Source organism: Deltaproteobacteria bacterium (assembly GCA_016213065.1).
Lineage (GTDB): Bacteria > UBA10199 > UBA10199 > SPLOWO2-01-44-7 > SPLOWO2-01-44-7 > JACRBV01.
This window is the reverse complement of the sequence record JACRBV010000036.1, coordinates 1-12,128: the sequence shown is the minus strand read 5'-3', so window position 1 is coordinate 12,128 and position 12,128 is coordinate 1. Positions and strand designations below refer to the sequence as shown.

Below are 12,128 nucleotides of genomic sequence, written 5' to 3'. Positions count from 1 at the left end.
TCGCAGGGATGACAAAAAGTGCATTTTTCAACGACCCCATCATCAAAACCATGGTCACGTTACAGCATTCATCTTAGTGAAAGATTTTTTGCGCTGGGATTTCCATGTGAAAAAACCCTTCGCTTCCAGATAGAGGCGCTTCATCTCTTCACGGCTGGTCATCGCTTTGCGCAAGAAGCGCCAAATCACTTTCGGACGATAATAGTAGCTGTTGTAAAAATGCTCGACGGATTTAAAAATGGCTTCTCTGGACAAATCAGGGCCGTAATTGATGGCCGCTTCCTGAAAACCATCTTCTCCGGCAATCTCTTCAATCAACGTGCCATTGGCCTTAGCCTCATTATACATTGCAGTTCCGACAAGAGGCTGGGCAATCGAGACTTGAATCGTTTCCAGATCGAGTTCCTTTGCAAACCGGATTGATTTCTCGATTGTGTCGGGTGTTTCGCCGGGAAGGCCCACGACAAAATCTCCATGGATGGCAATCCCCAACTCTTTGCACATCTTCACAAAATGTCGCGCGGTAGCCACGTCCGAACCCTTCTTGATATTTTTCAAAATCTGATCATCTCCCGTTTCAAAACCGACATCAACTCTGTGACAACCCGCTTCTTTCATCGCCTTGAGCGATTCCCAACTCGCCGTTGTGCGCGCGTTGCACATCCAACTGAAATTGTGCGGTTTCATTTTTTCGCACAGTTCCACCACACGCTTTGTATCAATGGTGAAAGTATCGTCATCAATCACAATCTCTTTTACTTCGGGAAAAATTTTCCGGATGTGAAGCATTTCGGCCACCACATTATCAGAAGAACGTCTGCGCCAAAGGTGGCCGGCCATTGTTTGCGGCCAGAGGCAAAAAGTGCACGACGCCGGACAACCGCGCGTGGTGTAAATGGAAACATAGGGATAGGCGGCGTAAGGGAGATTGTATTTGTAAATATCAAGGTCGCGTTTGTAAATGTCGCTGACCCACGGAAGCGCGTCCAAATCTTTCATCAGCGGTCGCTCTTCATTATGAATCACATTGCCCGATTTTTCACGCCACGAAAGTCCCAAAATATCTTTGAAGGGGCGGTCTTCGGCCAACTCCAGCAGAGTGTAATCCATTTCTTTACGAACAACCGCGTCGATCCACGACACCTCTTTCAAAATTTTGTCGGCCAGCACATCGGCATGAGGTCCTACAAAAACCATTGTCTGATTGGGGCGTTGTTCTTTCATCATCTGCGCCAACTTCAAATCCTGAACATACCCAGCTGACGAAGTAAAAATGGCCACCATGTCGTAGTCTTTTGCAATCTCCACAGTCTCTTTAAATCCAAGCCCAGCGGGCGGGGCATCCAAAAGACGGCTACCTTCGATCAGACCTGCGGGATAGGCCAGCCAAATAGGATACCAAAAAGAAAATGTCTCACGCGTGGAAGGCCATCTGGCCCCCGCACCCCCATCAAAATTGTCAAAGGAGGGAGGGTTTAAAAGAAGCGTCTTTTTCATAAGGAGCCGAACCCTAACAAAGCCTTTAAAAATAACAAGTTCTGAATGGCCAGAAAAAAAGCAACTTCTGCCTGCCGCCTGCCGATAACTATAGAGGATATGGTGAAAGCGACTGTTATTTCTTTGGATCAGGCTTCTCCTCCTTTTCATGTTTCATTGGATGGAGTTGAGGATCCTCAGGATCATTCCAAACTTGATGAAGCGTTGCATGACGAAAGTTCTCCCGGCGTTTTGGATACTACCGAACTGGCGCGCGAACCATCGCTCAGAGCGTTTTGTTCCTTGAGAGAAGATCCTCCGTTAATGCAAAGAGCTCGTTATTTGGCCGGCAATCCGGGAGAATTTTTGGAATATGTTCAAAACAGAAATGTTTTGGAAAATCTTCCACCAAATGCCATCGAAGAACTTCAGGAACTGGCACAAAAAATGGGAGGAGTTGGTCTTGCAGAGCTTGAGGCTTTCAAAAATTCGCCACGCGCTCCTTTTGTTGCCTGCCCCGAAAAATATATCACCGACTACAAACCCGTTTCTGAACCATTGTATGTCATTCCGGGTCTTGAAAAATTAATTGCTTACTGGAGAGCGGTTGATTTTGGAAGTGACGGCACCGTTGTCTTTGCCGGACGCGACAGCAAAGAGGGAATTTCCACAACCGATTTTTTTCCAACAGATCCATTTGATATAAGAGCATTGAGACTGGCTCGCGTTACTTTCCAAAAAAATGTGGATGCGCGGTTGGCCGAACTAAACAAAGCGGTTCCAAAAAACGGAGAACGCTTTCTTCGCAAACGTGGTGAATATCCGTCAATCTATCGAGGCGCCATTTTATATTCCGAATGGCAACCTCATTTGGAGAAAAAGTTTACCGACCGCGGCCTTCCCGCGCATCTGGCTAAAATTGCAATTGTCGAATCGAGAATGAGTATTTACGACAGATCCAATGATAACGCCGTGGGTCCCTATCAATTCAAGGAGGCTATTGGAAAACATTATGGTTTAAGAATTGACGCGGAGATTGACGAGCGCCTCAATCCTGTTTTTGCCGCTGAAGCGGCCGCAAGACTTTTGCAGGAAGCCAAACGAGGTATTTTGAGCGAGGGTTTTGTTCCGGATACGCATTTTGATGATCGATTAGCTGACATACTTTCAACCAGCGCCTATCACGCCGGCATCGACAATCTGCGCACTGCCTTGCGGGAAGCAAAATTGAAAGCACAAAATCCTTCACAGCCCGTCACACCGGAAATGATTGCCGCTTATCCCTTTGCAAGCCCACTTCGGATTAAAAAATTTCGTGACGACTCCAAAGACTATCCGCCGCAACTTTATCCCGCTGTTGAAGCCGTGGATAGGCTTCCATCTGAAATGCGTCTTCCGGTCCGCAAACTGGTTACAGTGAGTCTTAATCTCAAACAGAATGTAGAAATCCCCCTGTTCGAAATGTTAGCGCAATTATCTTATCGGGATTTCATTAATATCAATTCACAATATGACTGGGATGGAAGCAGAACCGGCAACCCCATCGACACTATGACCCTAAAAATGGCGGAGAATCCAAAACATCAGACTCGCTTTTTGCTTTTGGAAGCCGATGTCAGCCGACTCAAGTCGTGGCTCATCCAAAATGGTTACGTCACCGAAGACCAAATTAAAATTTCTTAACAGACATAAAATTTACAAAATTTTTCAGAGAAGAGTAGGCTTGCTGGAGTGGAATCTGCCGAGTGAGCAAAGCGAACGTGAGGGGGAGGCTCCGCCGGCTTTGCCGGTGGAGGGGGCGACGCAAGCCCCTAAAAAATAGAGTTGACTCCAGACTGCGGTCCGTGGTCCATAGTCCCTTGTCTAAAATAGCAAAACAACAAGGAGGATTTCATGGCAGCGAAAAAACCAGCAGGAAAAAAAGCGGCGTTCGGTGGGTACACAATTTCTTTCAAAGGTTGCACCGACACCGTTGAAAAAGTTTTCGGATCATCACCCATTGCCCCCAGCCAGATGACAAAAAAAATCTGGGAATACGTGAAGAAAAACAGCTTGGCCGGCAAATAATTCGCCGGAGCGTTTTATGCCTTCATTTGATATTGTCTCGGAAGTCAATCGACAGGAAATTGACAACGCCGTGAATCAATCAATGAAAGAGATTGTCACCCGTTTTGATTTCAAGGGAACAAAGAGCAAAATCGTTCTTGAAAAAGAGGCGATTCAAATCGTTTCCGATAACGATATTAAAATGAAGTCGGTGGTCGACATTCTGCAGTCAAAATTGGTCAAGCGCGGAGTCTCTTTAAAATCGATCGATCTGGGGAAGATGGAACCCGGGGCCGACGGTCTCAGTAAATGTACGGGCAAAATTATCGCGGGCGTGGATCAGGACAAAGGCAAAGAGCTTGTCAAAAAAATCAAAGAGATGAATCTCAAAGTGCAAGCTTCCATTCAGGAAACGCAAGTGCGCGTCACGGGGAAAAACAGAGACGATCTACAAACAGTGATCGCTAACCTCCGCGCCACCGATTTTCCAATCCCCCTGCAATTCATCAATTTTAGGGAGTAACTGTACCTTTTTGTCATCCCTGCGAAGCTTGTCCCTGCGAGCAGTAGGCAGGGAGCAGGGATCCTGTGTTTTTCAGCTTTTCTGGATTCCCGCCTCTGCGGGAATGACATTGTTAACAGCCTGCCATCAAAACTATTCTTGTTCCGCCCCGGCGTTTTGCGCGCGTTGAATCTTTTCTGCGACTGTGTTCAAAATGCGAGGGCGTATTGGTATTCTTCCTCTTTTCCGGACTGTGTTTTAAAATCTTCAACTACTCTGCACAATCTTTGTCGCGCGGGTTCCAATCCTTCAAACTCTCCAAGCCCCACTCCAAAACCGGCAAGTTCAACGGCGGCATACCGGCGCACAAAAAGATCTTTGCTTTGCAAATCCCTTTCAATATTTTCTTCTTCAGTCGGCCAAAAGGAACGACAGTCCTTTCCTTCTTGGGACGCCAATTGAAACATGTGTCGCACCATGGGATGAAGATGATTTCTCATTGCCATGCGTCCATCGTTCATTAGAAGTGCAACTGCTGTCAGCTCGTAAACTTTATCAAGCTCCTCTCTTGTCGAAGCTTCTTGCAGTTGATGAAGAAGAACCGGCAGTTCTGTAAACACTTCGGCATCAATGGCCCCCATAATCTGGGCATAAGCCGCATCCGCACTCGTCAAAGCCTCCGCAGTAAATAAGGATGGTATTCCAGTCATTTGCATTCTCTAGACCGTTATCGTCCATTTACGAAAATTGTTGCTTCCCCTTTTTAGGTGTCCGACACCTTCCCCATACACCCCTAAAAATACTTTTTAATTTCAGAGGGTTATGATACGCGTTCGCCCGTATATGTTGAAATCTATTTTTCTTGAAAAATCAATCCCTTATGACGGCACGGCGCTTTGTTCCGGTTGGATAAAGAAACAGACCGGGATTGAAGGCGATGCTGTTATTTCTTTCATCGGGGGGGCGGATGTACCGATCGAACACATGGTGGATCTGGAAGACGTGGCTCGCAACGCTCCCATCTTCAGCGAATTGATGCTCCATTTTATTATAGAAATAGCGGATACCGATCTGGAGAAAATGGTTTTGCGCCAGCGTTTGCTGATTGCCATTTTAAAAGATGAACTCCAGAAATTTCCCAACACACAAAACATCCGGCGTTCCGGAAATGATCTCTACGATGGAAAAGCAAAACTCTCCGTTTCCGTCGCCACTTCTTCGCCGAAGTCTTGTCTCATTCACACCGCGATCAACATTCTGCACGAAAACACATCCGTCCTCACAAAAGGATTGAGCGACTACGAAATCGCCCCAAAAACATTGGCAGAAACCGTGATGAAAAAATTTGTGGAAGAATTAAAAGGCGTGACTCACGCGCAAACCAAAGTTCGCGCGGTAAATTAGAAAACGTGGGGATCGTTGAAAAATGTACATTTTGTCATCCCTGCGAATATTGTCCCTGCGAGCAGTAGGCAGGGAGCAGGGATCCAGTCTTTTTCAGCTTTTCTGGATTCCCGCCGGAGTTTACCCCGTACCGCGATACGGGGCGGGAATGACATTTTTCAACGGCCCCGTCACTTTGTTTCTTGTAGATGACGCATCACCTCTTGCATGTCTTCCCATACGGGGCGCTTCATGTTGGGGTTGCGGAGTAAAAATGCGGGGTGATAGGTGGGCATGACTTTGATGCCTTGATATTCCTGCCATACGCCCCGGACCGTAGAAATTTTTCTTTCCGTGCGAAGCAGAAATTGCATTGCAACCGAACCCAAGCAGATAATCACTTTTGGTTTGATGACGGCAATTTTTCTTTCCAGAAAGGGGATGCACGTTGCCGCCTCGTCCGGCAGTGGAGCTCTATTCTCCGGAGGCCTACACATAACAATATTTGAAATATAGACATCTTCCCTCTTCATTCCCATCGCTTCGATAATTTTATTTAACAACTGACCGGCGCGCCCGACAAAAGGTTCGCCTTGTTTGTCTTCATCACGCCCCGGACCTTCACCAACAAACATAAGTTTTGTCTTAGAATTACCAACACCAAAAACAATATTGGTTCTTTGTTCACAGAGACGACAGCGTTTGCAATCGCCGATATCTTTGCGGATATCTTCCAGAGTTTCGTTGGGATTAGAAATCGGATTTTCAACAGGTTTTTTTCCAGTTTTTTCCCCGACAACCCCTGTAAGACCCAAATGGCGTTCCTGATATTGGAGATTATTTTTTAAATCTTGTACAATTTTTTGGATATCTGACATATGGTTTTCGCTGTTACTATGGATATATTGAAAAATGTCATTCCCGCCCCGTATCGCGGTACGGGGTAAACTCCGGCGGGAATCCAGAAAAGCTGAAAAAGACTGGATCCCTGCTCCCTGCCTACTGCTCGCAGGGACAAGCTTCGCAGGGATGACAGAAAAGCATTCTTCAACACTCCCTCTATGCTTGTCTATCTCACATTGCTAGCTCTTTTTATTGCACCTTCCATCGCCTTTGCCTGGGGTCCCGGAACCCATTTGGATATTGCGCTGACCGTTTTACAGCATGGCGCATGGGTTTTGCCTCTGCTTCGGAGTCTTCTGCAAACTTACCGCGATGAATTTATCTACGGCAGTGTCAGCCCCGATATTGTTGTCGGCAAAAAATATGCGGGGGCAATCCATCATTGTCACAACTGGTCGATGGGAAAACTAATTTTGGAGGAGGCGCAAACCGACATGGAGCGCGCCGCCGCGTGGGGATATCTCACCCACCTTGCCGCCGATTGCATCGCCCATAATTATTTTGTCCCGTACAAAATGATTGTGAGTTACCCAAACCGTTCCATCTCGCACATCTATTGGGAAATGCGTTACGATCTTTATGTTCCGGAGGCATATTGGAAACAGATCAAGCATGTCACGCGAGGTGATTACAGTGATTTTGACCGTCTATTGGAGCGAGTTTTAAAGAAGACCCTTTTTTCTTTTAAAACAAGCAAGCGCATCTTCAACAGTATTTTGATTATACAAAAAATGCGCCAACTCCGGTTTGGTCTCAAAACTTACGCCAAAGCTTCCCAATGGGAACTCAAAGGAAAAGAAGTGAGATATTTTCGCGAACTTTTTTTCGATGCCGTCAAAGATTTTCTGCATCATCCCGAAGAAGCAAAATGTCTGAAGGCCGACCCGGCGGGTTTAAGAAAACTGCTCTACGCCAACGAAATGCGCGCACAATTAAAAAGGGCTGAGTCAGAAGGGGTGAATCAAAAACAAATTCAAAAATTTATTGAAACAATCCGCCAAAAACTAGAGAAGGGCCTCTTCGACCCAACCATCACCCTCCCCAGCATTCAGGATTTATAAGGTTGTCATTCCCGCGAAGGCGGGAATCCAGCCCGTTTTAATAATGACTGGATCCCCGACTAAAAACATTCGGGGATGACAAACTGACTTCGGAAACAGTCGATTGGGGATGGTGGATTTTATATTTCATCCACCAGCAAGAGAAATTGTTCAGCAAGAGCGAGGTATTCTTTTTTGGAAATTCCAAAATAATCATGCACACTGTCATTGCGCGCATCGATACAGTTGAACCACATTTCCGGTTCTGCAATGAGCCCAAGTCGCGCGGCCTGTTTGACAGCCATCTTGGGAGCCGGCGCATCAAGCCCCTGATCCTCAACACGCGTCTTGAGTTCACGCCAAGCATATTCCACCAAAATTTCAAAAGTTTTGGCAACGGTCAAAAAACCAAGTTCAGAGGGGGCAGAACGATACTGCTTCAAAGCCTCTTGCAGATGTTGTTTTGCCTCAGGCAGCTTTATTTTCTTTGCAGATTCCATCAATCCACCCTTGTAAATAATAATAACTCTCTTTGTTGCCCCCCAAAAATACCAGCGGTTTTTTTAAATTTTCCAAAAACCAAAAAGGAGCCTGATTGAGATTAACCAGATCAACTTGTCTCACATGATTTTCTGTTTTTTCCTCAACAAATCTTTTTAGTGTCAGATATTCCATTCCCGAAATGGGTTGAGGGTGCCCGAAAATACCAACGTCCCAATCAGAATATTTTTTTGGCTTTCCAAAAGCCCTCGAACCAATCAGCACAATCGCCATTTTTTTATTTTTGCGGGACAAGAGTGAAACAATCGATTCCAATTCATCAAGATTTGGAATGGAAGAATCCAGTTTGACGGTAGGCACTATCAATTCGAGAGGATCCATTTCTAGTTTCTCCGCAATTTTTTCAAAGGAAGACAGAAAAATACTGTCCCCTCCCAACAATTTTTGAATCGTGTTTCTGTGAATGGCGCTTTTCCGGGCAAACTCAAGAAGGCTTTGATACCCCAATTCGGAGACCCGTTTTTTGAATTTTACCGCGTCAAGCCTGTATCTCATACCTGAGGAATTATAGGGAGTTCCATTCAATTTGTCAAATAGTTGTGCAATTTGCACATTATAATGGCGCTTATGAAACCTCTTCAAACTGACAGGTGAAGTGGCGTAGGACGGGGGCTTCCCAGATAATTTTCAAACCTTTGATGCTGTTTCTTTTTTTTAAAAGAGCGCCAAACGCTTTTGCAATATGTTGAAGATGATTGTCAGTAAAAGTGCGGCGCGGAACGGCCAGCCGAACAAGCTCCAGCGCGGGGTAGCGATTTTCCCTTGTCTTGGGATCGCGGTCGGCCAAAACAGTGCCAATTTCAACGCCACGAATTCCGCCCTCCAAATACGCCGCCACCGCCAAAGCCTGTGCCGGAAATTGGGATTGGAGAATATGCGGAAGAAAACGTTTTGCATCAACATAGATTGCATGACCGCCAAAAGGTTCCATAACGGGCACCTCTTCTTTTTTGAGCCACGCACCAAAACGGGCCACCTGTTCCACACGCGTTTTCAGATATTCAAAATCAACGACTTCTTTTAAACCTTGCGCAAAAGCGGCCATTGTTCCACCGGTCATACCACCATAGGTAAGATATCCTTCGTAAAGAATACTGTAGGCACTGCAACGGTCGTAAATTTCTTTGTCTTTAAAAGCGACGAATCCACCCATCGCCACGAGTCCGTCTTTTTTCCCCGACATGGTTGCGCCGTCTACCCCTTCAAACATTTTTCTGCAGATATCGATAATCGACGTATTCCGATATTTTTCTTCCCGCGTTTTGATGAAATAGGCATTCTCCGCAAATCGCGCCATATCAAGGAAAAGCCGCACACCATATTTGTGGCACATTTTTTTGACTTCCAAAATATTTTCAAGAGAGACGGGTTGCCCTCCGCCGGAATTACAGGTGATGGTGATCAAAACAAACGGAATTTTTTCTTTGGGGTGTGATTTCAAAACCGCTTCCAGTTTTGCAAGATCAACATTTCCCTTGAAAGGATTGAGCGATGTTGGATATTTGGCTTCATCAATCGTGCAATCGACGGCTTCTCCCTTTCTCACTTCAATGTGTCCTTTTGTAGTGTCAAAATGAGTGTTGCCCGGAATCACATCGCCACTGACAAGCAAACCGGAACACAAAACATTTTCCGCGCCGCGCCCCTGATGCGTGGGAATCACATATTTAAAACCCGTGATATCGGTAATGGTTTTGTTTAATTTTTCAAAAGATTCAGAGCCCGCATAACTTTCATCGCCTGTAATAATTTCAGCCAATTGCTGGTTGCTGATGGCGCCGGTTCCGGAATCGGTCAGCAAATCAAACGTCACTTTTTTCGAAGGGATACTGAAAAGATTGAATTTGGTGTCGCGAATAATCTGCATGCGCTCTTTTTCCGTTGTGTAATGAAGCGGCCGCACGACCGATATCAGATAGGATTCATAGCTCATAGAGAACCGGTCATTTTCTGAAGGGCTTTGACGATTTCTTCAGGCTCGCACAATCTGCCCAAGCCGATGGTACCGCAAGCCAGTTCGCCGCTCGCGGGTTCCATCACTTGATATCCCAACTCGCGCAAACGCCTCATATTCTGTTGGGTTGCTTTGTGTTCCCACATGTGGACATTCATCGAAGGACAAAAAAGAACCGGCGCGCGGGTGGCCAGCAATACATTGGTGAGCAAGTCATTCGCCAAACCATGAGCCGCCTTGGCAATCAAATCAGCCGTGGCCGGGGCCACCACCACTACATCTGCTTTGTCTGCCAAAGAGATGTGTCCAATTTCTTGTTCCTGTGTGTGAAGGTCAAGGTCCGGCTTTGCCGGGCCGCGAAGCAAACTCGCAGAGTTTGCGGAGTAGCAATCGAAAAGATCAGTGTGAACCGGATTTAAAGAGAGGGTCTGAAGAGTTAAAGGAGTTACAAATTGAATCGCGGATTTTGTTAAAATAACATGGACTTTGGCACCCTTTTTTACCAAAAGCCGGGTCAATTCGCAGGTTTTATAGGCCGCGATTCCCCCCCCAATCCCCAAAATAATCGTTTTTTTGTTCATGGGTTCGTGGTAGCGCAACCGCCTTTAACACGCAACCTTTTTTGAAAATTACCGATAATGGTAACGAACAAAGGGTTTTAAAAATATGGCGGTTATTGATACTTCTCCAGCAATTTTTTCTGGTGTGGGCGTAGCCGATGCGGCATTGGCGGAGCAATTCGTTCTTGGAACGGATGATCCTAGGATTCTTGGTTTAAGCGCAACAGGATTGGCGACGGGTTTGATTGGGTTGGGACCTCAAAATTCCACTGCGGCTGATCTCGCCAAACAACTTTATGAAGCCGCACGCGCATTTCAAACATGACAAACTCCGCTTCAAGATTTCAAAACTTTTTTGGCCGGACTGATCCGCGCAAATCCGCAACTTTACATGCAGGCAGTGCAGAGGAGGTCTCCGACCATCACCCCTCAACCCGACGCATTACGATTTGCAAAAGACCCGGGAACATTTCTAAGACTTTTAAACCCGCCGGGAAAAAGTGTTTCCACAACCATTTCTTCTCCCACGCCCGCTTCCGCTGAGGCAGTATCGGGCGAACCTGCAAGAGTTACTTCTCCCGCTTCTTTGATTCGAAAACAACTCAGTTATCTTGGAGCTGTTTTGCAAACATTAACCGCCGTTTTGGCGTATCCTTCCGTCGTAGAAATTTCTGATGAAAGGGAAGACAAATTTTTTCTCCGGGTTGTCCAAGAATCTTTGAAACAATTTCTGGGTGAAACGACACACACTCCGGTGGAAATGGAAACAAGGGTAAACTCTGTCGTCACACAAATTGCCGATGAAAGAATTCTCCTTCTATCCCGTCAAGCAAATATTTCACTTCCTGTTTGGGTCCCCCCTAAACCTCAACCTCCTCGCGCCAAACCTGTCGCAAGACCTGCGATAACGGAAGAAACACTCAGAGATGTCGTGAAAAGCTACATGACGGATGAAGCAAGAATTACAAACTTTCTACAAAATTATCGCTACGCTGTTAAAAAACACCGCATTACAGAACGCGGCAAGAGGTCTCTTGCTGTGGCTCTTCAGGGAGAAGAAAATTTTCCAATGGTGGAGGCATTACTGACTGTATCCGCGGCCGATTCTTTTGGTATTATTCTCGACACGATTAATGACACAGAACAACTGGAGCAGGCTGTTGAGGCCGACAACACTCCGATCCTTGTCTGGAATACCGCAGATGATTCTCCAAAGACAAACCGTCTGCTCGATCAGCGCATCAGTCGGGCAAGCACAGCACAAATCCTTGGTTCGAGAAAACCTCTGACACTGATTGTTATCGGTATAATTCCCACTGAATCTTTCCGAAATAATTTTTTTGAACGACATTCCGAGGGGAATATTATTGTTGTTGGTGGCAAATATTTTACACACTTTTATCGGGATACCAGTCTTTCTCCGCGTCAACCTCGTGAAATGAAAGTCAGAATTAATCGCGTTTCGGGAGAGGAAGAATAAAAAAGATATCAGAATAACGGAAGTGTTATTGAGTAATGCTCAGTTTTTCCAACGCCTTTTTTATTTTTTCGATGCCTTCACGAATTACATCCTCCTCGCAAACATAGGAGAGCCTCAAATATCCGGGTGCGCCAAACCCGTCTCCGGCAACGGTTGCAACATGGGCTTCTTCTAAAAGATACTCGGCCAATTCAGATGTGGGTTTTCCAAAAGCTTTCATATT

The 12,128-nt window shown here is 46.0% G+C and carries 15 protein-coding genes; 7 read left to right on the top strand and 8 right to left on the bottom strand.

The window, feature by feature from the left end; translation table 11 throughout:
• Nucleotides 1-54: 54 nt before the first annotated feature.
• The gene (gene hpnJ / locus HY877_01995; protein ID MBI5299055.1) at nt 55-1,497 is read right to left on the bottom strand and encodes a hopanoid biosynthesis associated radical SAM protein HpnJ; all 1,443 of its coding nucleotides are present in this window, start codon (nt 1,495-1,497) and stop codon (nt 55-57) included.
• Nucleotides 1,498-1,542: 45 nt separating this feature from the next.
• Here hpnJ and HY877_01990 point away from each other — a divergent pair, with 45 nt between their 5' ends.
• From HY877_01990 to HY877_01980, 3 genes are all read left to right on the top strand, one after another.
• Entirely contained in the window at nt 1,543-3,159 is a 1,617-nt protein-coding gene (locus HY877_01990; protein MBI5299054.1) for a transglycosylase SLT domain-containing protein, read from the top strand.
• Between the two features lie 210 nt (nt 3,160-3,369).
• Nucleotides 3,370-3,543: a hypothetical protein gene (locus HY877_01985; GenBank protein MBI5299053.1), complete on the top strand. Its 174-nt coding sequence runs from the start codon at nt 3,370-3,372 to the stop codon at nt 3,541-3,543.
• A 16-nt stretch (nt 3,544-3,559) separates the two neighbouring features.
• The gene (locus HY877_01980) at nt 3,560-4,045 is read left to right on the top strand and encodes a YajQ family cyclic di-GMP-binding protein (GenBank protein ID MBI5299052.1); all 486 of its coding nucleotides are present in this window, start codon (nt 3,560-3,562) and stop codon (nt 4,043-4,045) included.
• A 188-nt stretch (nt 4,046-4,233) separates the two neighbouring features.
• Here the strand turns inward: HY877_01980 and HY877_01975 are convergent, their stop codons facing one another.
• Nucleotides 4,234-4,734, bottom strand: coding sequence for a hypothetical protein (locus tag HY877_01975; protein MBI5299051.1), 501 nt, complete (start codon nt 4,732-4,734; stop codon nt 4,234-4,236).
• 133 nt (nt 4,735-4,867) lie between these two features.
• On the opposite strand from HY877_01975, the gene HY877_01970 reads away from it, so the two are divergent.
• A complete protein-coding gene (locus HY877_01970) occupies nt 4,868-5,428 on the top strand; it encodes a DUF366 family protein (GenBank protein MBI5299050.1) in 561 nt (186 codons plus the stop codon).
• A gap of 170 nt (nt 5,429-5,598) precedes the next feature.
• Here HY877_01970 and HY877_01965 read toward each other — a convergent pair whose 3' ends face one another.
• Nucleotides 5,599-6,285, bottom strand: coding sequence for a uracil-DNA glycosylase (locus HY877_01965; protein MBI5299049.1), 687 nt, complete (start codon nt 6,283-6,285; stop codon nt 5,599-5,601).
• A 183-nt stretch (nt 6,286-6,468) separates the two neighbouring features.
• Between HY877_01965 and HY877_01960 the strand changes: the two genes are divergently transcribed.
• The gene (locus HY877_01960) at nt 6,469-7,371 is read left to right on the top strand and encodes a zinc dependent phospholipase C family protein (protein ID MBI5299048.1); all 903 of its coding nucleotides are present in this window, start codon (nt 6,469-6,471) and stop codon (nt 7,369-7,371) included.
• A gap of 119 nt (nt 7,372-7,490) precedes the next feature.
• Here HY877_01960 and HY877_01955 read toward each other — a convergent pair whose 3' ends face one another.
• The 4 genes from HY877_01955 to HY877_01940 all read right to left on the bottom strand — a co-directional run bounded on the left by HY877_01955 (nt 7,491) and on the right by HY877_01940 (nt 10,446).
• Nucleotides 7,491-7,850 carry a nucleotidyltransferase substrate binding protein gene (locus HY877_01955; GenBank protein ID MBI5299047.1) on the bottom strand — a complete coding sequence of 120 codons (360 nt, stop codon included), beginning with the start codon at nt 7,848-7,850 and terminating at the stop codon, nt 7,491-7,493.
• A complete protein-coding gene (locus HY877_01950) occupies nt 7,819-8,406 on the bottom strand; it encodes a nucleotidyltransferase domain-containing protein (protein MBI5299046.1) in 588 nt (195 codons plus the stop codon). The genes HY877_01955 and HY877_01950 overlap by 32 nt, the downstream gene beginning before the upstream one ends.
• 70 nt (nt 8,407-8,476) lie before the next feature.
• Nucleotides 8,477-9,844, bottom strand: coding sequence for a tryptophanase (locus HY877_01945; GenBank protein MBI5299045.1), 1,368 nt, complete (start codon nt 9,842-9,844; stop codon nt 8,477-8,479).
• Nucleotides 9,841-10,446, bottom strand: coding sequence for a hypothetical protein (locus HY877_01940; protein ID MBI5299044.1), 606 nt, complete (start codon nt 10,444-10,446; stop codon nt 9,841-9,843). Before HY877_01940 ends, HY877_01945 begins: the two co-directional genes overlap by 4 nt.
• Before the next feature lie 85 nt (nt 10,447-10,531).
• Here HY877_01940 and HY877_01935 point away from each other — a divergent pair, with 85 nt between their 5' ends.
• Together HY877_01935 and HY877_01930 are read left to right on the top strand one after the other, a co-directional pair.
• Complete coding sequence (locus HY877_01935) at nt 10,532-10,750, top strand: hypothetical protein (protein MBI5299043.1); 219 nt, start codon at nt 10,532-10,534, stop codon at nt 10,748-10,750.
• Between the two features lie 30 nt (nt 10,751-10,780).
• Nucleotides 10,781-11,905: a hypothetical protein gene (locus HY877_01930; protein ID MBI5299042.1), complete on the top strand. Its 1,125-nt coding sequence runs from the start codon at nt 10,781-10,783 to the stop codon at nt 11,903-11,905.
• A 25-nt stretch (nt 11,906-11,930) separates the two neighbouring features.
• On the opposite strand, the gene HY877_01925 is transcribed toward HY877_01930, so the two are convergent.
• On the bottom strand, nt 11,931-12,128 hold a 198-nt coding region (locus HY877_01925), incomplete at its 5' end, for a hypothetical protein (GenBank protein ID MBI5299041.1).